This is a genomic window from Acinetobacter sp. RUH 2624 (genome assembly GCF_000162375.2).
GTDB lineage: Bacteria > Pseudomonadota > Gammaproteobacteria > Pseudomonadales > Moraxellaceae > Acinetobacter > Acinetobacter nosocomialis.
Map to the genome: position 1 here is coordinate 912,698 of NZ_KI391939.1, position 22,128 is coordinate 934,825.

Annotated in this window: 27 protein-coding genes and 1 pseudogene; 26 read left to right on the forward strand and 2 right to left on the reverse strand. The window is 37.5% G+C overall.

Annotated elements, in window-relative coordinates:
• Positions 1-22 precede the first annotated feature (22 nt).
• From rsmG to pyrF, 26 genes are all read left to right on the forward strand, one after another.
• The gene (gene rsmG, locus HMPREF0014_RS11000) at positions 23-655 is read left to right on the forward strand and encodes a 16S rRNA (guanine(527)-N(7))-methyltransferase RsmG (RefSeq protein ID WP_002050181.1); all 633 of its coding nucleotides are present in this window, start codon (positions 23-25) and stop codon (positions 653-655) included.
• A 21-nt stretch (positions 656-676) separates the two neighbouring features.
• Entirely contained in the window at positions 677-1,459 is a 783-nt protein-coding gene (locus HMPREF0014_RS11005; protein WP_002050124.1) for an AAA family ATPase, read from the forward strand.
• The gene (locus HMPREF0014_RS11010; protein ID WP_004709129.1) at positions 1,456-2,343 is read left to right on the forward strand and encodes a ParB/RepB/Spo0J family partition protein; all 888 of its coding nucleotides are present in this window, start codon (positions 1,456-1,458) and stop codon (positions 2,341-2,343) included. Before HMPREF0014_RS11005 ends, HMPREF0014_RS11010 begins: the two co-directional genes overlap by 4 nt.
• Before the next feature lie 49 nt (positions 2,344-2,392).
• Positions 2,393-3,028, forward strand: a complete 636-nt coding sequence (locus tag HMPREF0014_RS11015; protein WP_004887494.1) for a MotA/TolQ/ExbB proton channel family protein — start codon at positions 2,393-2,395, stop codon at positions 3,026-3,028.
• Positions 3,029-3,043: 15 nt separating this feature from the next.
• Positions 3,044-3,472, forward strand: a complete 429-nt coding sequence (locus HMPREF0014_RS11020; RefSeq protein ID WP_004887492.1) for a biopolymer transporter ExbD — start codon at positions 3,044-3,046, stop codon at positions 3,470-3,472.
• Entirely contained in the window at positions 3,469-5,196 is a 1,728-nt protein-coding gene (msbA, locus tag HMPREF0014_RS11025) for a lipid A export permease/ATP-binding protein MsbA (protein ID WP_006580783.1), read from the forward strand. The genes HMPREF0014_RS11020 and msbA overlap by 4 nt, the downstream gene beginning before the upstream one ends.
• A gap of 2 nt (positions 5,197-5,198) precedes the next feature.
• On the forward strand, positions 5,199-6,209 hold the full coding sequence (gene lpxK, locus HMPREF0014_RS11030) for a tetraacyldisaccharide 4'-kinase (RefSeq protein WP_006580784.1): 1,011 nt from the start codon (positions 5,199-5,201) through the stop codon (positions 6,207-6,209).
• 9 nt (positions 6,210-6,218) lie between these two features.
• Positions 6,219-6,980, forward strand: a complete 762-nt coding sequence (gene kdsB / locus HMPREF0014_RS11035; RefSeq protein WP_004887485.1) for a 3-deoxy-manno-octulosonate cytidylyltransferase — start codon at positions 6,219-6,221, stop codon at positions 6,978-6,980.
• Positions 6,981-6,991: 11 nt separating this feature from the next.
• Positions 6,992-7,972, forward strand: a complete 981-nt coding sequence (locus HMPREF0014_RS11040; RefSeq protein WP_004887483.1) for a DNA polymerase III subunit delta' — start codon at positions 6,992-6,994, stop codon at positions 7,970-7,972.
• Positions 7,973-7,984: 12 nt separating this feature from the next.
• The gene (locus HMPREF0014_RS11045; protein ID WP_001183024.1) at positions 7,985-8,326 is read left to right on the forward strand and encodes a PilZ domain-containing protein; all 342 of its coding nucleotides are present in this window, start codon (positions 7,985-7,987) and stop codon (positions 8,324-8,326) included.
• A 17-nt stretch (positions 8,327-8,343) separates the two neighbouring features.
• Positions 8,344-9,117: a TatD family hydrolase gene (locus HMPREF0014_RS11050; protein ID WP_006580785.1), complete on the forward strand. Its 774-nt coding sequence runs from the start codon at positions 8,344-8,346 to the stop codon at positions 9,115-9,117.
• A 37-nt stretch (positions 9,118-9,154) separates the two neighbouring features.
• Complete coding sequence (locus HMPREF0014_RS11055; protein ID WP_000375838.1) at positions 9,155-9,763, forward strand: TetR/AcrR family transcriptional regulator; 609 nt, start codon at positions 9,155-9,157, stop codon at positions 9,761-9,763.
• A 9-nt stretch (positions 9,764-9,772) separates the two neighbouring features.
• Positions 9,773-10,324 (forward strand): type II secretion system protein, encoded by a 552-nt coding sequence (locus HMPREF0014_RS11060; protein WP_006580786.1) that lies wholly within the window; start codon positions 9,773-9,775, stop codon positions 10,322-10,324.
• Entirely contained in the window at positions 10,314-10,694 is a 381-nt protein-coding gene (gene gspI, locus HMPREF0014_RS11065; protein WP_004887479.1) for a type II secretion system minor pseudopilin GspI, read from the forward strand. Before HMPREF0014_RS11060 ends, gspI begins: the two co-directional genes overlap by 11 nt.
• Positions 10,694-11,509, forward strand: coding sequence for a type II secretion system minor pseudopilin GspJ (gspJ, locus tag HMPREF0014_RS11070; protein WP_004887477.1), 816 nt, complete (start codon positions 10,694-10,696; stop codon positions 11,507-11,509). Before gspI ends, gspJ begins: the two co-directional genes overlap by 1 nt.
• Positions 11,509-12,468: a type II secretion system minor pseudopilin GspK gene (gene gspK, locus HMPREF0014_RS11075; RefSeq protein ID WP_004887476.1), complete on the forward strand. Its 960-nt coding sequence runs from the start codon at positions 11,509-11,511 to the stop codon at positions 12,466-12,468. The genes gspJ and gspK overlap by 1 nt, the downstream gene beginning before the upstream one ends.
• 229 nt (positions 12,469-12,697) lie before the next feature.
• Positions 12,698-13,294: a 6-carboxytetrahydropterin synthase gene (locus HMPREF0014_RS11080; RefSeq protein ID WP_004887474.1), complete on the forward strand. Its 597-nt coding sequence runs from the start codon at positions 12,698-12,700 to the stop codon at positions 13,292-13,294.
• A 50-nt stretch (positions 13,295-13,344) separates the two neighbouring features.
• Positions 13,345-14,058 (forward strand): uracil-DNA glycosylase, encoded by a 714-nt coding sequence (gene ung / locus HMPREF0014_RS11085; RefSeq protein WP_002049829.1) that lies wholly within the window; start codon positions 13,345-13,347, stop codon positions 14,056-14,058.
• A complete protein-coding gene (locus tag HMPREF0014_RS11090) occupies positions 14,055-15,179 on the forward strand; it encodes an enoyl-CoA hydratase/isomerase family protein (RefSeq protein ID WP_006580787.1) in 1,125 nt (374 codons plus the stop codon). The genes ung and HMPREF0014_RS11090 overlap by 4 nt, the downstream gene beginning before the upstream one ends.
• A 6-nt stretch (positions 15,180-15,185) precedes the next feature.
• Positions 15,186-15,689, forward strand: a complete 504-nt coding sequence (gene tadA / locus HMPREF0014_RS11095) for a tRNA adenosine(34) deaminase TadA (RefSeq protein WP_006580788.1) — start codon at positions 15,186-15,188, stop codon at positions 15,687-15,689.
• 69 nt (positions 15,690-15,758) lie between these two features.
• Positions 15,759-16,199, forward strand: a complete 441-nt coding sequence (locus HMPREF0014_RS11100) for an SRPBCC family protein (protein ID WP_002050033.1) — start codon at positions 15,759-15,761, stop codon at positions 16,197-16,199.
• Positions 16,200-16,209: 10 nt separating this feature from the next.
• Complete coding sequence (gene cmk, locus HMPREF0014_RS11105; RefSeq protein WP_002049899.1) at positions 16,210-16,896, forward strand: (d)CMP kinase; 687 nt, start codon at positions 16,210-16,212, stop codon at positions 16,894-16,896.
• Positions 16,897-17,000: 104 nt separating this feature from the next.
• The gene (gene rpsA, locus HMPREF0014_RS11110; RefSeq protein ID WP_002050239.1) at positions 17,001-18,674 is read left to right on the forward strand and encodes a 30S ribosomal protein S1; all 1,674 of its coding nucleotides are present in this window, start codon (positions 17,001-17,003) and stop codon (positions 18,672-18,674) included.
• 156 nt (positions 18,675-18,830) lie between these two features.
• Positions 18,831-19,133, forward strand: a complete 303-nt coding sequence (locus tag HMPREF0014_RS11115; RefSeq protein ID WP_002050043.1) for an integration host factor subunit beta — start codon at positions 18,831-18,833, stop codon at positions 19,131-19,133.
• A 24-nt stretch (positions 19,134-19,157) separates the two neighbouring features.
• Positions 19,158-19,523, forward strand: a complete 366-nt coding sequence (locus HMPREF0014_RS11120) for a lipopolysaccharide assembly protein LapA domain-containing protein (protein ID WP_002049904.1) — start codon at positions 19,158-19,160, stop codon at positions 19,521-19,523.
• 168 nt (positions 19,524-19,691) lie between these two features.
• Positions 19,692-20,390 carry an orotidine-5'-phosphate decarboxylase gene (gene pyrF, locus HMPREF0014_RS11125; RefSeq protein ID WP_006580789.1) on the forward strand — a complete coding sequence of 233 codons (699 nt, stop codon included), beginning with the start codon at positions 19,692-19,694 and terminating at the stop codon, positions 20,388-20,390.
• Here the strand turns inward: pyrF and HMPREF0014_RS11130 are convergent.
• Together HMPREF0014_RS11130 and HMPREF0014_RS11135 are read right to left on the reverse strand one after the other, a co-directional pair.
• A complete protein-coding gene (locus HMPREF0014_RS11130) occupies positions 20,387-21,298 on the reverse strand; it encodes a lysine exporter LysO family protein (RefSeq protein WP_004887467.1) in 912 nt (303 codons plus the stop codon). The two genes, pyrF and HMPREF0014_RS11130, sit on opposite strands and share 4 nt — an antisense overlap.
• A 46-nt stretch (positions 21,299-21,344) precedes the next feature.
• Positions 21,345-22,031: pseudogene (locus HMPREF0014_RS11135) on the reverse strand (NAD(P)/FAD-dependent oxidoreductase); the annotation flags it as partial.
• Between the last annotated feature and the right edge of the window lie 97 nt (positions 22,032-22,128).

A 22,128-nucleotide genomic window follows, 5' to 3' on the forward strand; every position in this document is an offset into this window, starting at 1 on the left:
TTTACTTAGATGTTATTTGTTTATGCATCCATTTTTTCAAGAGTTACAACAGGGTAGTCAAAAATTAGGTTTGTCGCTTAGCGATGAAGCTTTGACATTATTGTTAAAGTATCAAGATGCTTTGGTACTTTGGAACAAAGCTTATAATCTAACAGCGATTCGTGATCCGAAAGAGATGTTAGTGAAGCATTTGTTAGATAGCCTAAGTATTTTGAAAGATTTACCACCAGGTCGATTGCTTGATGTTGGTACTGGTGGTGGTATGCCAGGCATGATCATTGCTTTATGTCAACCAGAGCGCTCTTGTGTATTGCTTGACTCAAATGGTAAGAAAATTCGTTTTTTGAAACAGTTTATTGCTGACCTTAAGCTTAAAAACGTAGTAGCTGTGCAAACGCGTGTTGAAAATCAAGATACAATTGATGAGCTTGGTCAATTTGATGTGATCACAAGTCGTGCATTTGCATCTTTAACTGATTTTGTTGAGGCTGCACGTCCATATTTACATGAGCATAGTATAATTGCTGCGATGAAAGGATTGATTCCAGTTGAAGAAATGGAAGAGCTTAAGCAGGAATTTTCATGTAAAGTGATTGAACTGCATGTACCAAGACTTGATGAACAACGTCATTTACTTTTACTTCAACGAATTTAAATAAAAAGTATTAGGGTTACCATGGCTCAAATTATTGCGATTGCAAACCAAAAAGGTGGTGTTGGTAAAACAACGACTGCAGTAAATCTTGCAGCATCACTTGCTGTATTGAAAAAACGTGTATTACTTGTTGATATAGATTCACAAGGTAATGCTACGATGGGGTCTGGTATTCAAAAGAATGATCTACTTTACTCAATCACTGATGTGTTATTGGGTGAAGTGCCAATTGAAACTGCAATTCAAAAGGCAGAGGTTGGATATAAAGTTTTGGGTTCAAACCGTGAGCTTTCAGGTGTTGAACTGGCAATTGCCGAACAAGAAGGTCGTGAGTTCATTTTAAAGAATGCTCTGAACGAAATTAGAAATTCTTTTGACTATATTATTGTTGACTGTGCCCCTAGCTTAAGTTTAATTACGGTAAATGCCTTGGCTGCCGTAGATAGTGTAATCATTCCTATGCAATGTGAGTACTATGCATTGGAAGGTTTGGCTGATTTAACCCAAACAATCGATCGTATTCAAAAAGCATTAAATCCTGATTTAGAAATTATCGGTGTTTTACGTACGATGTACGACGCACGTAATGCCTTAACTCGCGATGTATCAGCTGAGTTGGAGCAGTATTTTGGTAAGAAACTTTATGACACTGTGATTCCACGTAATGTTCGTTTGGCCGAAGCGCCAGCGCATGGTTTGCCAGTGATTTATTTTGAAAAGAGTTCAAAGGGTGCAGTTGCATACTTAAATCTTGCAGCTGAGATGTTAAAGAAAAGTAAAGTAAAGAAAGGAAGTAAAGTATGAGCATCAAAAAACGCGGATTGGCGAAAGGGCGTGGTTTAGATGCATTACTTGGTTCAATTCAAAAAGAAAAATTACAATTAGAAGCTCAAGCACTTGATCATGGTCAGTTAAAGCAAATTGATGTGAATTTGTTGAAGCGAGGTGAATATCAGCCACGTCGTTTTATCCATGAACATGATTTACAAGAATTGGCATCCTCTATTGAAAAACATGGGGTAATGCAACCAATTGTTATCCGTCCTGTAGATGATGAAGCTCATCCTTACGAAATTATTGCAGGTGAGCGTCGTTGGCGTGCAGCACAAATTGCCGGTTTAACTGAAATTCCAGCAATTGTTCGTGATTTAAATGATCAGGTCGCGATAGCTTTAGCACTTATTGAGAATATTCAACGTCAAGATTTAAATCCAATTGATCAAGCCTTGGCATTACAACGTTTTCATGATGAATTTGGTTTGAGTCATCAGGAAATTGCCGATACTGTAGGTAAAGCGAGAACAACGGTCAGTAACTTGTTGCGTCTATTGAGTTTGGCTGATGACATTAAAGAATTTATGCAACAAGGCCAGCTTGATATGGGCCATGCTCGTGCCATCTTGACTTTAAAAGGTAAAGAGCAACTTGAAGTAGCTAAAATTGTCATTGAAAAGGGATTATCCGTTCGTCAAACTGAGCAATTAGTACGTGATTGGAACGAACCTAAACAGGAAAAGGAAAAAACTCCTGTTGCACCAGACATTGAGCAATTAACTCAGAAATTATCGGAACGTTTTGGTGCCAATGTTAAAATTGATCATAACCAGAAAGGTAAAGGGAAACTTGTTATTCATTATCATTCACTCGATGAGTTAGATGGTATTTTGAATATTTGTTTGCCAGATTAATTCTAAGTTAGGTCATATATTTCTAATTTATATTCTTGGGGAAGAAAATATGTGGGAACTTGTGAAAGCGGGCGGCTGGTTAATGCTGCCTTTAATTTTGTGTTCAATTTTAACGGTCGCTATTAGTATTGAACGTTTTATACGTTTGAGACGTTCACAAGTTTTGCCTAAAGCACTGATGAGTGATGGTAGTGCAGATATTTCTCATATCATTACAAATTTGGAGCAAGATACTGATGCCTCAAGTACAGCATTAGGAAATATTCTAAAAGCTGGTTTTGAGCATCAGGAGCATGGAGAGCAATTTGCTCGGGCTCAAATGGAAGCAATGGCTTCTCAAGAAATTTCTTATTTAGAAAAAAATATTAACTTCTTGGGAACTTTAAGTGCTATAGCACCTTTGCTTGGGTTACTTGGAACAGTTGTAGGGATTATTGAGTCTTTTCTCGTGATTGATTTTGGTTCGGCAGGTAGTCCAAGTTTAATGATTCCTGGTATTTCAAAGGCCTTGATCACGACAGCGGTTGGAATGCTCATTGCAATTCCTGCACTTATTTCTTATCGTTATTTTCAGAGAGTGGTACAAAATTACATTGCGGAGTTAGAGCAACAATCTACACTCTTTCATGCATCATTGTTTTATAAACGTTCTTCTGTTGTGCAAGAACATCGCCGTGTTGGTTGATGGGTAGGTAGCAATATGAAGTTTAAACGTTCTCAAGTTGAAGACATTCATATCAATCTAACGCCCATGATTGATTGTTTATTGTTCATTCTGGTGTTTTTATTGTTATCTACCACTTTTAATCAGCCAAGTCGCATCAATCTAACTTTACCAGATGCCCAAGGCGTCCCACCAAAACAGTACGATCATAAAATTGAAGTCGTGGTAGACTCTAGCGGTCATTACGCTGTCAATGGTCAAGCATTGTCTACCAAGGAAGTCGCTGATTTGAGCACTGCAATTAAGCAAATTGCTCAAGAGCGCCGTGATTTTATGTTTATCATCGCTGCAGATGCAAAAGCGTCTCATCAGGATGTTATTCGTGTTATGGATGTAGCAGGACAACTCGGTTTTGTTAACATCAATATTAGTACCAAAGTTCCTTCTAGAGGTTTTTCTGAGTGAATCAAGATTTTAAGGTTTATTTGCGTCTCATATCCTATTTAAAACCTTATTGGGGCGTGGCCTTATTAGTTCTTATCGGATTCGGTATGAACTCAGCAACAGAGGTTTCTGTTGCTAAGCTCATTAAATTTATTATTGATGCCATTCAAAATGCGAGTAGAGCGGATCTAGACTGGTTCCCTTTATTAATCATTTTATTAGTATTTTTCCGTGGCTTAGGCCTATTTATGGGCGGCTACTATACTGCTGTTATCTCCCGTAGTTTAGTTTTTAGTATTCGCCAAGAAGTTTATGCAAAGCTTTTAAGACTGCCGGCTCAATATTATCTCGATAACTCTTCGGGACATATTACAGCTAAAATTATGTATAACGTTGAGCAACTCACAGCTGCTTCATCTGAATCATTAAAAACTATTGTTCGTGATGGTATGATTACATTGGGGCTACTAGGTTATTTGTTTTATACAAATTGGCGTCTGACCCTTTGTATTATGGTGTTCTTACCTATTATTGGGGTTTTGGTGCGCAAAGCATCAAAAAGAATGCGTAAACTTTCACTGCAAGTTCAGGACACTATGGGCGATGTTAACCATGTCGTACAAGAAAGTATTAGTGGTAATGCAGTTGTTAAAAGTTTCGCTGGTGAAGACTCAGAACAAGAGCGTTTTTATAAGTCGTCTGAAGAGAATCTAAAACGCGGTTTAAAAATGGTGATTGTACAAAACCTAAATAGTCCTGTTGTTCAAGTTGTAATGGCTTGTGCAATGGCTCTTATTGTATGGTTAGCCTTAAGACCACAAATTTTAGGAAATACCAGTGCTGGTGAGTTTGTTGCGTATATTACAGCAGCAGGACTTCTTTCTAAACCTGTTAAAAACTTAACTGACATTAATGAAAAGTTGCAGCGTGGTTTAGCGGCAGCACATTCAGTTTTCGAATTATTAGATTTACCTGAAGAAGAAAATACCGGTCAACTTAAACCTCAATTGCAAGGTGCAATTCGTTTTGATCATGTTGTGCTTAACTATGCTGATGGTACTCAGGCGATTAAAGACTTTTCTTTAAATATTCGCCCAGGTGAGACAGTTGCATTGGTAGGGCGCTCGGGTGCTGGTAAAACTTCATTAGTGAATATGTTGGTACGTTTTCAAGAAGTCTCAAGTGGTCAAATTTATTTAGATGACTTACCAATACGTGATATAGAACTTTCAAGTTTGCGCACACAAATTGCAATGGTTAATCAGCAAGTTGTTTTGTTTAACCGGACTGTACGTGAAAACATCGCTTATGGTCAGTTACATAATGCAAGTGATGAAGAGGTTATCGCAGCAGCAAAAGCTGCTTACGCCCATGACTTTATTATGAACTTACCAAATGGTTACGATACTGTTTTAGGTGCACAAGGTCTAAACTTATCTGGTGGTCAACGTCAACGTATAGCAATTGCTCGTGCAATTTTGAAAAATGCACCAATTCTTATTTTAGATGAAGCGACAAGTGCGCTTGATAATGAATCTGAACATTTTATTCAGCAAGCATTTGATGAGGCGATGCAAGACCGTACAACGATTGTGATTGCTCATCGTTTATCTACAATTGAAAATGCAGATCGTATTGTTGTATTAGATCGTGGACAAATTGTTGAGCAAGGCACTCATCAAGAATTACTTGCTAAGCATGGTGCTTATTATCAATTACATCAGCGTAATTTTGAGGACAACTAAGCATGTCTTTGGCCCAGCTAATACAAAACGCATGGAATAAGCAATCAAGTTGGTTGATTGTTTTGCGTCCGTTGTCATGTTTGTATCGTGCTGGGTTTTTATTGTATCGTTATTTTTATAATTCAGGTTTAAAAAAAACCTATAGTGCACCTCTACCAGTCATGGTAATTGGCAATATTACAGTAGGTGGTAGTGGCAAAACTCCATTATTAATAGAACTAGTCAATTACTTAAAACAGCATAATGTAAAAGTAGGCGTAATTAGTCGCGGTTATGGTGGAGCTGGTCCTTTTCCTATGTTGGTAACATCGGCCAGTCAGGCAGCTGAAGCAGGGGATGAGCCTGCTTTGATTGTACAGTCAACTGGTGTGCCTATGGCAGTAGGACCGAATAGACAGGCTGCAATCGAGTTATTATTAGCATCCACAAAACTAGATTTAATTATTAGTGATGATGGATTACAACACTGGGCTTTAGGTCGTCAAATAGAATGGATTGTGCTTGATCAAAATCGTGGACTTGGAAATAGAAAGTTATTACCAGAAGGCTATTTGCGTGAACCTGCTGAACGTTTAAAAACGGGTACAGTAATCGAACATACATTTGCCCCTTCAACAGCAATGTATATGCATCTAGAAGCGGGGCATCCTTACTTATTGAATCCTTCTTCAGCAATTGAATTATCATTCAATACACAAAATAATTACCATGCAGTAGTGGGTATTGGTTTTCCTCAGCGCTTTTACCAAACACTTAAAGGTTTAGGTGTAAATCAATTTCAAGAGCATGCATTTCGTGATCATCATGATTACGTTATTGATGACCTTGTATTTAATGATGATCAGCCTATCATTACGACTGAAAAAGATGCGGTTAAGTTGTTACCTTTACTTGAAAAGTATCCAGAATTTAAACGGCCTATTTGGGTCGTACCTGTTAAAGCAGTTTTGTCTGCAGAGTGCTATCAGGTTTTAAATCAGCAATTGCAAAAGCTTGATATTCAAATATCTTAGGAAGAAAAAATGAAACACATCGTTATTCCAGCACGCTTCTCAAGTTCGCGTTTGCCAGGTAAGCCATTGTTACTTATTCATGATCGTCCTATGATTTTACGTGTCGTAGATCAGGCAAAGAAAGTTGAAGGCTTCGATGATTTATGTGTAGCAACTGACGACGAGCGTATTGCTGAAATATGCCGTGCAGAGGGTGTTGATGTTGTTTTAACAAGTGCTGACCATCCATCGGGGACAGATCGTTTAAGCGAAGTTGCTCGTATTAAAGGATGGAATGCTGATGACATTATTGTAAATGTACAAGGTGACGAGCCTTTACTACCAGCTCAACTTGTTCAACAGGTTGCCAAGCTTCTGGTTGACAAACCAAATTGCTCAATGTCTACATTATGTGAGCCTATTCATGCATTGGATGAATTTCAGCGTGATAGCATTGTGAAAGTGGTTATGTCTAATCAAAATGAAGCTTTATATTTTAGTCGTGCAACTATTCCTTATGATCGAGATGGTGCTAAACAAGCTGAACCAACTTTACATACCCAAGCATTTCGTCATTTAGGTTTATATGCTTATCGTGTGAACTTGTTACAAGAATATGTTACATGGGACATGGGTAAACTTGAAAAGTTGGAAAGTCTTGAGCAATTACGTGTTTTAGAAAACGGGCACCGTATTGCTATTGCTGTAGCAGAAGCAAATTTACCGCCGGGTGTTGATACCCAAGCCGATCTTGACCGTCTAAATAATTTGCCTGTTGAGTCTTTTGAGTAAGTGTTAATTTAATGAATCAGAATGTGACTTCTAAGGTTTATCCGTGGCAACAGACAATGTGGGAAACGTTAACAACACGTTTTCCTAATATTGGGCATGGCTTATTATTTTATGGTAAACAAGGTTGTGGTAAGCATGCTTTTGCCAAGCATTTTTTAGCATGGGTCCTTTGTTTAAATAAACAGCCTCAGGGGGCTTGTGGTGAGTGTAGTAGCTGTCAATGGTTAAAATCAGACACGCACCCGAACTATGTTCATATCACGACTGATGAAGAAAATAAAAAACAGAATGCAAAAATTAAAATAGAAAAAATTCGAGATCTATTGCCATTTGTCCAGCAAACTGGTGAAGGATGGCGTGTTATTGTTATTGAACCAGCCGAAGCTTTAAATCTTGCATCATCAAATGCGCTGTTAAAAACTTTAGAAGAACCCGGTGAGCGTGTTGTTTTAATTTTGTTGGCTGATCACTATTTGAAATTACCAGCCACCATTCGAAGTCGCTTACAGCATTTTGCTTTAGACCGTATTTCATATGAGCAGGCAACATCTTATCTAAATGAGCATTTGGCTGAAATTGCGTCAGTGCCACCTGAATTATTGTTAGGTCTTTCTAATGATATGCCTTTACAAGCAGTTGAAATTGCCACGAGTGATTGGTTTGCGAAAAGACAGTCCTTTTTAGAAGACTGGACTAAGGTAGTTAATCAAAAAAACATGCCTTTATTTTATTCGGTTAAATGGCAAAAAGAGCTTAACTTTAGTGATTTTATGATGCTTCTTGAATACTTGTTAGGAGATTTAATTTGTGTCAAGCTCAATCAACCACAGAAAAATATAGATTTACAGTACGTTCAATTGGCGCAAAACTATAATTTAGAGAGCTTATTCAGTCTTTATGAGGAATTGCAGCAATCTAAAAGATTAGTTGAACAAAATGTACAAACACAACTCATCATAGATCAACTTTTTATAAAATTAATGAACGTTTAAGGGGAAATTATAATGCAACCACAAATGGGTGGAATTATTCAGGTCAATATTCCTGATAGAGCAACCTTACAAGCAAGCTATATGGGGTACGTACAAGGTGGGGGCTTATTTGTGCCATCGAAGCAAAAGGTGAAGATGGGGCAAGAAATTTTTATTTTAGCTACGTTACCAGAACAATCACAAAAAATCCCTTTAACTGGTAAAGTAGTGTGGATTTCACATAAGCAAAGTGGTTTTAAGCCTCAAGGCTTCGCAATCCAATTAAGTGGTGATAAAGGCATTTACTATAAAGCTGAGGCTGAACGGATTTTAGCTGGTAGTATGTCTTTAGATCGTCCAAGTTATACTATGTAAGCAGATAGGAAAGAACAGTGTTTGTTGATACCCATTGCCATTTAACAATGTTAGATTTAACACCTTATAATGGTGATTTAGATCTTGCCCTTGCTGCTGCGCGAGCAGAAGGTGTCTCTAAGTTTATGGCAATTTCAGTTGACCTTGATGATCATATTGCTTTAGCTGAAATCGCAAAGCGTCATGAAGACGTTGGGTATACCGTTGGTGTGCATCCTTGTGAGGATGTAGACATCATGGCCCGAGCAACGATTGAGTATCTGACTGAGTTAGCTCAATCAGAAAAAGTGTGGGCTTTAGGTGAGACAGGCCTAGATTATTACCATAGCACTGATTTTATTAATGAGCAAAAGGCTTGTTTTGCTCGACATATTCAAGCTTCTAAAAGTGTAAGAAAGCCAGTAGTTGTTCATACGCGTTCAGCAAAACATGATACGGTAGATATTATTCGAGCTGAACAATCTACGCATGGTATTTTGCACTGTTTTACTGAAGACTGGGAAACAGCAAAAGCTGTATTAGATTGCGGGTACTATATTTCTTTTTCAGGTATTGTTTCATTTAAAAATGCTCAAGATTTACGAGATGTTGCCAAGCAAGTGCCTTTAGATCGACTTTTAATTGAAACAGATAGTCCTTATTTGGCTCCAGTGCCATATCGTGGTAAAACAAATGAACCAAAATACGTACCCTATGTAGCGAAAGCACTTAGTGAGGTATATGATAAATCGGTTGAGGAAATTGCAAGAATCACCTCGCAAAATTTCGAAAATTTACTCAAAGCGATTTAACTTATAGAAACTATACAAAGAGAGTAATTGCGTGAAGATGGACCGTCAAGCTCAGTTCCGAGCAAGAGAAGCGTTAATATTTCAAGTTGCGGAACAGTTGTTGTTAGAAAATGGCGAAGCCGGAATGACACTTGATGTGCTGGCTGCTGAGCTTGATTTGGCAAAAGGTACTTTGTACAAACATTTTCAAAGCAAAGATGAATTGTACATGTTGTTGATTATTCGTAATGAGCGCATGTTACTCGAAATGGTCCAAGACACTGAGAAAGCTTTTCCAGAGCATTTGGCTTTCTTTATGTTGCATCATTTGCACCACCCGGAACGAACAGTTTTGTTCCATCAAATTGAAGAAAAGCTTTCGATTACAGCACAAGGTGTGCATCATCTTTTTAATGAACTGTATCAAGTAAGAAAACAGCGCTTACGTATTATTATTCGTATGACTGATCATTATTTAGAATCAATCCAGAGTCATATGACTACGCGAGATTACTTGGCTTCAATTTGGTCCCTTACTCATGGAGCTGCGGCAATTCTGAATTCAAGTTTTTACCAGCGTTATTTGGGTTCAAGAGACACTTTGAGAGTAGCTTATATTGATCAGGCGTTGGCCTTACCGAAACAAGCAGTTGAACAATACGCTTAATAGGTCAATATGAAATTGAAATCATTTCAATCACAAAAAGGCTTTACCCTCATAGAGGTGATGGTAGTCATTGTGATTATGACAATTATGACTTCACTTGTTGTATTGAATATCGGTGGTATAGACCAAAAAAAGGCAATGCAGGCAAGAGAGTTATTTTTACTCGATTTACAGAAAATTAATAAAGAATCACTAGACCAATCACGTGTATTAGCTTTAGAAACTCATGGTGAGACAGATGTCTCACCATTTTCTTATGAATTATACGAATATCACGATCAAAGCACTTTACAAGTACAAGACTTAAAAAATCGCTGGCAGAAATATAACGAATTTAAAACACGACAACTTCCTGCGCATGTGTCTTTTTCAGTACAGCCTTTAGATGGTGAGAATTATTCTAAAGCTAAAAATACCGATTTGGTTGGTGGACAAACACCTCAGCTTATCTGGTTTGGCAATGGAGAAGCCAAGACCGTCAAAATACAATTTTATCTAGAGCAAAAACCGATTGGTTCAGAAATACAAATAGATCATTTGGGTAAAATAAATGAAATCTAAAGGCTTTACCCTCTTAGAAGTTATGGTTGCTTTGGCAATCTTTGCAGTAGCAGCTGTTGCTTTAACTAAAGTGGCAATGCAGTACACTCAGTCTACTTCTAATGCCATTTTAAGAACTAAAGCTCAATTTGTAGCTATGAATGAAATTGCTATGATGGAGATTAATCAAGAGTGGCTGCAGGGCACTCAAACTAAGCAAGTAACTTCTCAAGGAGAGACTTGGCAGATTTATAAATCAGCTGAATCAACTGTTAGCCCTAATGTTCAAAAAATTGATGTACAAGTTAGCTTATATGATCCGGATAAGGGAAAAGTACAAAACGGTATTACTCATATGGTCTTTTTTAATTATCCAGTGAAAGCAAAATAATGATAAAAAATAAGAATTTTCGAATTCAAAGCATTGCTTCTCATCTTAGAGCTCAGTCGGGTGTTATTCCGACTGACTACTCTGGGCATAGCTCTTCGTCTTACGCTCAGACAAAGCTTCGCTTTAGAGAGCCTCACACTCGAAACATGGTTTCTCGTCTTGCGGCGCGATCGAGCAATGCTCGATTAACTCGCGCCTTAGGATTTACGTTGGTTGAATTGTTAGTTGCGATTGCTATCTTTGCGGTCTTATCTTTATTGGGGTGGAAAATTTTCGATTACTTGCTTAAAGTTCGTGACCGTAATGCTGAACATGAAGTGCATTTGTTTGAGTTACAAGATGCTTATCAACAAATTCTTCGTGATAGTCTGCAAATTATTCCTTTATCTGCAAATCAAGGTGGCCAACTTCATCCAGCTTTAGAAATTGATAATCAAATTCTGCGTTTTAGCAAAGCAGGTGTAACGGATCCTTTAAAACAAGGTTTATCACCGTTTGAACGAATTGAATATCGTTATGATGCAGACCAAAAAAAATTATATCGTCTTAAATATACAAATTTGAATACTTCGAATAATGAGCAACCTTTATCGAGTACCTTGCTAAGTCAGGTTGACCAATATCAGATTATGGTTTTGACTCCGCAAGAGGTAACAAAGTGGCCTGAGGTTAATATTGATCCAACAAAGCCTAACGAATTGAAAAAATTACCGAAAGGAATAAAAATTCAACTTACTGTAGCAGGAGTAAGTTATGAATGGATCTATAGCTTAAATCAAAGTAATTTATCGCTTTCCCCACAAGGTGGCTCATAATGTTTAAAAATTATAAGCACCAACAGGGTGTCGCTTTACTGACAATACTTATTATGGTTGCCTTGGCTACAATTTTAGCTGCTTCTATTGCCAAACATCAAAATAATACTATGGAAAATACAGCTTATTTAATGCGTCAAAATCAATCTTTGCTCTATGCAAAAAGTGCAGAAGCTTTTTTTTCGGAGTTATTAATTCAAGATGCAAATAATGCGGGTGGAGTAGATCATTTAAAAGAGACATGGGCACAACCTATGCCACCGTTCCCAGTAGAAGATGGTTCTGTCTCAGGGCGTTTGCTTGATGAGTCCGGGAAATTTAACTTAAATAATTTGACCAATGGGGAAGGTATGGTAAATGAAGATGCTAAAAGTTGGTTTGAACGTTTGCTTGTGCGAGTAGGTTTACCTGCTGAGCTAAGTCAGGCTGTGATTGATTGGCAAGACCCAAATGATGAGCCAGCTGGACAAATGGGAGCAGAAAGTAGTTATTATCAAGGCTTAGATCCTAGCTATATGGCTGCGAATACTAAATTTCACCGTATTGAAGAGTTAAAGCTAGTTAGAGGCTTTGATGGGAAAAAATATGATTTGATCGCCCCATATATTTCTGCTTTGCCAGAAAATACGAAATTAAACATCAATACTGCTTCACCATTGGTTTTAGCAAGTATTGATGAAAAACTAGATGTTGGAGCGATCGAAAAAGAATTACAGGCGCGACAGCAAAATTTAAAGTTCTTCCAAAATGTTGATGAATTGTGGCAATTGAGTGCTTTTTCAGCGGTTGATAGTCAAAAGAAAAAGCAGGCAAGTGGTCTTATTGATGTTAAATCTAACTTCTTTCAAGCTCAAATTGAAGTTGTTCTAAACAATAGAAAGCGCCAATTTACTAGCGCATTAATGCGAAAAGATAAGCAAGTATATGTCTACTCAAGGAGTTTGGTTCCATTTAACTAAATAAATTTATTGATATTTTTCCTAAGTCTGTAATACTTGAAGCTTATTAATAAAAGGGATGAGGTCATATTTCTGTATAGACAATATTTAAAGTAAAAATCAATATCTTCAAAATTCCTTCACATCTCTTATCATACTTTTTGCTAATTGTTTCTATTTGAAAAGTGGTGCGAAGTTTTTATCTTTTGCTTTATAATAATGTTCTTAGAAGGAATGATCGATTTGGCACATGTTAATTCGTAAGTTATTTAAGTTTGAAAATGCACATGTAGTACGTAACTGTACATCAGATCGTTGTAAGCGATCGATTCATGGGCACAGTTATAAAGTCGAGTTATTACTTAAAGCTTCGAAATTAGATCATGGACAAATGGTATATGATTTTGGACTATTAAAAGGTGTGATTAAGGACCTTTTTGATAGTTTTGATCATGCGATTTGTTTCTGGGAAAAAGATGATCCACAATATATCGATGCTTGTAAAACTTTTAGTGCACGTTGGATTTCTTTACCAGTGTCTCCATCTGCCGAGCAATTTTCTCGTATTTTCTTCTATCTAGCTCAGCAAGTATTAAAATCAACCATTACCCAAAATGGGGAAGGTGATGTTGAAGTTTATTCAGTGATTGTTCATGAAACTGATACAGGGTATGCCCAAAGTTTTCTTGAAGATATTCAAAATGAACAAATGGGACTACTAAACCTTGAAGGTATTGTTTTCTCAGAACAAGTTCAATCTGAATGGACTGATCCACAAATGTATGAAAATTTAAAACAAGGGATTAAGTTTCAGAATCCATATGTTAACTTACAAGTAGAAGTGTAAGTTAACGTCCTTTTGTTTGTAGAAATGAAAATTGATCTAGGATGACATTAATGCAATTAACTGAGCAACAGCAAGACAAACTCAGTAAAGTTCAATTAGAAGAAAGCTGGAAAAGATCATTAACTCCATTTTTGCTGAGTCCTTACATGGATAGTTTGCGAGACTTCCTGTTTCAACAGAAGCAGGCCCAAAAAACAATATATCCACCAAGTAAACAAATTTTTAATGCGTTAAATATTACACCTTTAGATCATGTAAAAGTCGTGATTTTAGGGCAAGATCCATATCATGGACCGAATCAGGCAAATGGCTTAAGTTTCTCTGTACAAAGAGGGGTTGCATTACCTCCATCTTTACGTAATATTTTTCATGAATTAAATACAGATTTAGGTGTACCAATTTCGCGTCATGGTGATTTAACCAAATGGGCCGAGCAAGGTGTACTTTTATTAAACAGTGTACTTACTGTAGAAGCAGGACAGCCCACATCACACCAAAAACAAGGTTGGGAAGAGTTTACTGACGCAGTAATTGATGTCTTAAATGAACAACGCGAGCACATTGTTTTTATTTTATGGGGTGCTTATGCACAACGTAAAGGGCAACGTATAAATAGAGAAAAACACTTAGTTTTAACTGCTGCACATCCATCACCACTTGCGGCTAATCGTGGTGGTTTTTTTGGTTGCAAAGTGTTTTCAAAAACAAATCAATATTTGAAACAACATGGCATTGAGCCCATAGACTGGCAATTGGACGCATGATGAACTCTCCCAATGTAAATAGCTATCATCCGGATTTGGTAGTTGAAGAAGCGAAAAATGGTTGGCGTATAGTACGTTTGAATCGACCTAAATCATTACATGCTTTAGATGAATCAATCGTAACGGCTTTATTACGAGTATTTGAAGACTTCCGTGATGATGAGCGAGTGAAAGCAATTTGGTTGGACTCGACAACACCAAAAGCTTTTTGTGCAGGCGGAGATGTACGCAAATTACGTCAGCTGGTCATTAATCAAGAAGTAGAAACAGCAAATAAGTTTTTCCAGCAAGAATATGCTTTGGATTTACTTTTGCATAATTATGCAAAACCAGTTGTTGTATGGGGCGAAGGTTATGTAATGGGGGGCGGTTTAGGCTTGTTTATGGCTGCACCTTTCCGCTTAGTTACACCATATTCACGTTTGGCAATGCCTGAAATTAATATTGGCTTATACCCAGATGTAGGTGCAAGCCGTTTCCTTGCTGACCGTGGGCAAATTGGTTTATTTACTGGTTTGACGGGTTCTATCATGACTGCCGCTGGGGCCTACAGCATTGGTTGGGCGACGCATATTTGCGAAGCACAACGTGATAATGTTCTGCAAAAAGTACTGAATATTAATTGGGCTCACTATCCTGCAGGTGATTTCCGTGCGATTGACGATACTTTAAATAGCTTGCACCGTCCGGTTGCAGCAGGACCATTGCAAAATTCTTTAGACGTTATCCATAGCGTTTGTCGTGGTTCAAGTTTTGAACAAGACTATCAGGCGATTGTAAGCTTACGCGATGCAAGCAGTGATTGGTTGCGTCAAGCCAGTGAAAACTTACAAAAGGGTTCGCCAAGTACAGCAGCGATTACTTGGTTGTTATGGCAATGGGGTAAACAAGTTCATTCTTGGGACGAAGTTTTTGACCTGGAAGCGCAAATTTCTGAATGGAAAATTCGCCACCCTGACTTTGTGGAAGGTGTGCGTGCACGTTTAGTCGATAAAGATTTATCGCCAGAATGGAAAGCATGTGAAGACCTTACATTAAGAGGCATTTTGGCCGATGACCCACCAATTACGACTATTGATAGCTGGAATGCATTACTTAGACAGTATGGTGTAGTGTCATAATAAATAATGTCTAAATTTAGTGATGAGTATTGGATGCAGCTTGCTTACGAGCAAGCTGAATTAGCAGCCGAGCAGGGGGAAATTCCTGTTGGGGCTGTAATTGTAAGCCAAAATAAGTTAATTGGAGCTGGTTTCAATGCTCCAATTGGTTTATCTGATCCTACAGCGCATGCAGAGATTCAAGCTATTCGTTCGGCTTGCCAATTATTAAAAAATTATCGTTTACCAGAAGACGCGACTTTGTACGTTACGCTTGAGCCATGCACAATGTGTGTGGGAGCTTTAGTACATGCAAGAATTAAACACGTTGTATTTGGAACAGTAGAGCCTAAAGCGGGCTCACTAGTGAGTACACGTCAATTATTAGAAAATGGTTATTACAACCATAAATTTACTTTTGAGCAGGGATGTTTACATGAAAAATGTGCTCAGCAGTTAAGTCTTTTTTTTAAACAAAGACGTGAACAAAAGAAACAAGAGAAGCAACAAAAAACGTCCTTAAATGATTAAAAAATGTCATGTGGTTATGGCAAACTAACGCCGTTTCATTGACATGATTTATTTAAATAAGGAACTTTCATGCGTAATGTAATTACTATACAAAAAGAATTTAATGCTCCTCTTAGTGATGTATTTAACCTGCTTTCTAAACATGCAACTTACAATAAGGCATTTGCTCCATTACAAGTTGTACGTGTAAAAGACTCAGTAGATCCTGAAAGACCCGATGGGGTTGGTTCTGTTCGTCGTATGGGGTTTGGTACGATTAAACCACTTAAAGAAGAAATCACTTATCTCGAAGAAAACAAGCGTATTGAATATAAATTGATTGATAATCCCTTAGTTAAGCACCATTTAGGTCGTATCGAGTTTTCTGAAATAACCCCATATATTACTTTGGTTACTTATCGTATCGAATTAACGGCAAAAGCTCCTGTTGTAAGTAAATTAATTCTTGCACAGCTAAAACTAGCGATTACACTAGGCTTTTCGAGATTAGCTAAAGCATTTGCTTCTTAGTGAGAGTTCAATGACAGTTCAAATTATTACTATTGATGGTCCGAGTGGTTCGGGTAAAGGAACACTAGCGGCAAAACTTGCTGCTTATTATCAATTTCATTTACTCGACTCTGGCGCCTTGTATCGTTTGTTAGGGTTGTCATTACATAAACATGATTTATTGGAAAAATTAGATAGCCATTTAGATGAGTGTGTGAAATATGCTCGTCAGCTTAATATCAAGTTTGAAACTTCAGCAGAGGGAACATTGGTTTTCCTTGATGGAGAAGATGTATCACAAACTATCCGTACAGAGCGAGTTGGAGAATATGCTTCTAAAGTTGCAGCAATACCAGAGCTTAGACAAGCACTTTTTGAGCGTCAAAGAGCCTTTGCGCAAACTCCAGGTTTAGTGGCAGATGGCCGAGATATGGCAACATCAATTTTCCCTGAAGCGAATGCAAAAATTTACCTGACAGCTTCGGCAGAGTCTCGTGCTGAGCGAAGAGTAAAACAGTTGCAGGGCATGGGTCTAGATGCTAAAATAAACGACATTTTAGCTAATATACAAGCGCGTGACAAAAGAGACATGGAGCGGGAAGTAGCTCCTCTCAAGCCAGCCGCAGATGCTTATATCATTGATAGTTCGGAATTAACGATCGATCAAGTATTTAAGTTAATGGTTGATTATGTCAATAGCCGTACTATTAGCAACTAAGATTATCAGTTGACGCATAGCTTGATCAGTCTATAAAGACTATGTTGATACTTAACTAAACCGGCCTTGTCTGATCCAAGACCGCTGACTTTATCAGGTATATCATGACCGAATCTTTTGCAGCCCTCTTTGAAGAAAGTGAATTAAACCTCAACGTTGAAAAGGGTGCAGTCATCCAAGGTGTTGTTGTAAACATCGATAGCGACTGGGTTACTGTTGACACTGGCCTTAAATCAGAAGGCATTGTTGACCGTGCTGAATTTTTAAATGAACAACGTGAACTTGAAGTTCAGGTTGGTGACACTGTTGACGTAGTTGTTGAAGCTCTTGACAACGGTATGGGTCAAACAGTTTTATCACGTGAAAAAGCTAAACGTGCTGAAACTTGGACTAAACTTGAAAAAATCTTTGAAGATGGCGAAATCGTTACTGGTGTTATCTCTGGTAAAGTTAAAGGCGGTTTCACTGTTGACATCGGTCCTGTTCGTGCGTTCTTACCAGGTTCATTAGTTGACACTCGTCCTATCCGTGACACTACTCACCTTGAAGGTAAAGAGTTAGAGTTTAAAGTAATCAAACTTGATGCTAAACGTAACAACGTTGTTGTATCTCGTCGTGCTGTTATGGAAGCTGAATCTTCTGCTGACCGTGAAGCATTACTTGCTCAACTTGAAGAAGGTCAAACAGTTACAGGTACTATCAAGAACCTTACTGATTACGGTGCATTCGTTGATCTTGGCGGTATTGATGGTCTTCTTCATATCACAGATATGGCTTGGAAGCGTATCAAGCACCCTTCAGAAGTTGTTGAAGTTGGTCAAGAAGTTACTGTTAAAGTACTTAAATTTGACCGTGAACGTAACCGCGTATCTTTAGGCCTTAAACAATTAGGCGAAGATCCATGGTTAGCGATCATGAGCCGTTACCCTAAAGGTTCTATCGTTAAAGCACGTGTTACTAACTTAACTGACTACGGTTGTTTCGCTGAAATCGCTGAAGGCGTTGAAGGTTTAGTACACGTTTCTGAAATGGACCACACTAACAAAAACATCCACCCATCTAAAGTTGTTCAGATCGGTGACGAAGTTGATGTTATGGTTCTTGAAGTTGACGAAGAACGTCGTCGTATCAGCCTTGGTATCAAACAAACTCGTGCTAACCCATGGGAAGAGTTTGCTAAGTCTCATGAGAAAGGCGAAAAAGTTTCAGGCACAATCAAGTCTATCACTGACTTTGGTATCTTCATTGGTTTAAATGGCGGTATCGACGGTCTAGTTCACTTGTCTGATATTTCTTGGAACGAACAAGGCGAAGAAGCTATCCGTCGTTACAAGAAAGGTGACACTGTTGAAGCAGTTATCTTGTCTGTAGACGCTGAAGGTAACCGTATCAGCCTTGGTATCAAGCAATTGAACAGCGATCCGTTCAATGATTTCTTAGCTGCTAACGAACGTGGTGCTTTAGTTAAAGGTACTGTGACTGCAGTTGATGCTCGTGGCGCAACTGTTAAGTTAGCTGACGAAGTAGAAGCTACTCTTAAAGCTTCTGAAATCAACCGTGACCGCGTTGAAGATGCAACTAAATTCTTAGAAGTTGGTCAAGAAGTTGAAGCTAAAATCATCAACGTTGATCGTAAATCTCGCTCTATCAACTTGTCTATCAAAGCGAAAGACGAAGCTGAAGAGAAAGAAGCAGTAGCTAACTTACGTACAGCATCAGCTTCTCAAGAAAATGGTCCTAAGACTATTGGTGACTTGATCAAAGCGCAAATGAAGTAATAAGTTAACAAAGTACAGTTTCATGTAACGAAATTGTACTTTTTATACAAATTACTGTAAACGGTAGCGTAGTATTCAACATACTGCGCTACCGTTTTGTATTTAAACAGGTTATTATCAAACGACTTAGAGTAGTAATAAATAACGAGGTCGTAGATGACTACTGAAGCTCTTAATAAGTCTGATTTGATTGAACGCATTGCGCTAAAAAATCCACACTTGGCTGAACCATTGGTGGAAGAAGCGGTTAAAATCATGATTGATCAAATGATCGAAGCTCTTTCGACTGACAATCGTATTGAAATCCGTGGTTTTGGTAGCTTTGCTTTACACCACCGTGAACCTAGAGTTGGCCGCAACCCAAAAACAGGTAAGTCAGTAGATGTTGCAGCGAAGGCTGTTCCACATTTTAAACCAGGTAAAGCACTCCGTGATGCAGTGAATGAATCTGGAAAATAAATAAAACTCATAAGTGGGGTGCCTATGCGTTATATTCTAATTGCATTACTCATTATTGTATTTGGCTATTCTTTAGCACTTGTTTTGCAGAACCCAACAGAACTTCCTGTTGATTTATTATTTACTCAAGTTCCTGCAATGCGTTTAGGTTTATTATTGTTGCTTACCTTGGCGCTTGGAATTGTAGTTGGACTTTTATTAGGTGTACAAGTTTTCCGAGTTTTCCAAAAAGGTTGGGAAATTAAACGCCTTAGAAAAGATATTGACCATTTGAGAAAAGAACAAATTCAAAGTGCTCAATTGGCAGCAGCAGAAGCAGCTGCAAATGTAAGACATGAAAAAACTGTGGTAGATGTTTATCCTCAAGATAAAAACTCTACTCCTTTATAATTATTCGTAATACTACTCTTTATCTGGTTATAAAGAGTAGTATTTCCTCCCTATATTTCTCTTCATTCATTAAATTCAAAATCAATATTTTTTTATTCAAAAACTTGTCTTCATAGTTTTCTTTATTAGTAGCTGACTTGTCTATTATAATAGCGCTGATTTTATATGATGGAAGAAAGTCTCTTGAGTATCATTGTTGCGTTAGATGCTAAAAGCCAATATGACGCTTTAAAAATTGTTGAACAACTTGATCCTACATTATGCCGCGTAAAAGTAGGTAAAGAGCTTTTTACTCATGAAGGCCCATCTGTTGTAAAAAAACTTCAAGAAGAAAATTTCGAAGTTTTCTTAGATTTAAAATTTCATGATATTCCTAATACAACTGCTCAAGCTGTATGTGCTGCGGCAGACTTAGGTGTGTGGATGGTGAACGTACATGCATCAGGTGGTCGAAAAATGATGGAAACCTGTGTAGAGCGTTTAAAGGCTGGTAATTATCAAACTCAGTTAATTGCTGTAACAGTTTTAACTTCAATGGGGCGTGAAGACTTAAAAGATATTGGTTTAGATATTGAACCTGTAGAGCAAGTTAAAAGATTAGCTAAACTGACTAAAGAGAGTGGTTTAGATGGTGTAGTTTGTTCTGCTCAGGAAGCTAAAATTCTCCGTGAATTAATTGGACAAGATTTCTCTTTAGTTACCCCTGGAATACGTCCAGAAGGTAGTAATGCAGATGACCAAAAACGCATTGTGACTCCAAAACAAGCAATGCTTGATGGCTCTACCCATTTAGTTATTGGTCGTCCAATTACTAAAGCAGAAGACCCAACTCAAATGTTGAAGTCAATTCTTGCTTCAATTGCTTAAAAGTTTAAAAACACAGTAATTAAAAGTGGAGCGAGTAGGCTTAGAAGTAAGCCACTCATCATGGCATGTGGTACATAATGTGTGCCACATGACTGTTTTACCATTGCTAATGTTACATCCATCGAGGTGGCACCAGCACTTGAAATTGCTGGACGTGGAAAACGCCATCCCATGGTGTACATGAGTAAAATTGCAACTATTTCTCTAAATAGATCTGTAAGTAATGCAATTCCACCTAGCTCAGCTGAATGTAATTGTGTAAATAAAATACCTGACATTGAATACCAACCATAGCCTTGGGCTAAAGCCAGCATTTCATTAAGTGTAAAATGATTGCCTAATAAGAAATAGTTGAGAAAACCAGCTATACATGAACCTATAAAGGCAGCCAAAGGTACAATAAGAATTTTCCAGCTTAACCATGTTCGGTTAAAATGAGTAAAAGCTAATTCGATGCCAATTAGAAAAATAAAGACTAATAACAAATACCAACTATTAAATGAAATATGTATATTTAGTCGAGTAAAAAGAATACCTAAAATGATACCTACAGTTAAAGCTAGAAATGCCTTAGCAATATTTTTTAGAGCATTGATAAAAAGCTGAAGTGAAATTTTTCCTTTAACACTTTCTTTATCAAAAATTGCGTAGGCGATTAAACAAGTAAAAAAAGAGCCAAAAGATGTTGTAAATGCAATTAATAGGGCTGGTGGTAATATAGTAGATGGATTATTAATTTGATCAAGTGCAAGTGTTAATTCTAAAGCAACACTTGTTAGTAAAATATATGAAAAATAGGGTAAAATTTTAAAAATAAACTGCCGAATATTTAATGAGAGTTTAGGGCCAAGAAAGTATCCAAAAGCTATTACAATAAAAATTTGAATAATGAGGCTAACAGATTGCATATAATAGATAGATTGTTATTAACCTATCTATTATGTATTGAACATTTTATGCTGCATAGCTCTTAGAGAACTTATTTAGCAGTAAATAATTTTGGGGGTTAACTTTACGGGTTTCTAACCAATACTTCCAAGTATAAGTTGGCCATAAAGAAAAGTTTTTCCCATCAGCAGCCTGATACCAACTATTACAACCGCCTGCTTGCCATACGGTACCTTGAAGTTGTTTCTGTATTTCTTCATTGAAAGTATCTTGGACTTCCGGTTTAATTTCTACAGCGTGTTGACCAGATTTATCTACGAGTTCAATAAGTTGTAAAATATAATTAACTTGAGACTCAATCATAAAAATAACCGAGTTATGTCCTAAAACAGTATTTGGTCCAAGCAGCTGGAATAGGTTAGGGAAATTCTTGGTCACTATTCCATAATAACTTTCTGCACCGTTCTTCCACGCCTGCTTTAATTCAATTTGGTTACGACCAATACAAGTAAAATCTTTTAAGTAAATTCGGGGATCTGTAATAAAGCCAGTCCCATAAATCAAACAATCGATAGATCTTTCTTTTCCATCTTTTGTAATAATGCTGTGTTCTTTAATTTCTTGAATACTATCCGTCACTAATTCCACATTTTTACGGTTAAATGTCGGGAAGTATTTATTTGAAATAAGAATACGTTTACAGCCCATCACAAAGTCTGGGGTAAGTTTTTTAGCTAATTCTTTATCTTTTACTGGCTTTGTTGCACAAAGCTATTCTTGAAGGCTTCTTCAGTAATATAATTTCCAGATGAAGAAGCCTACACCTAAAATCTATCGTACAACCAATTGG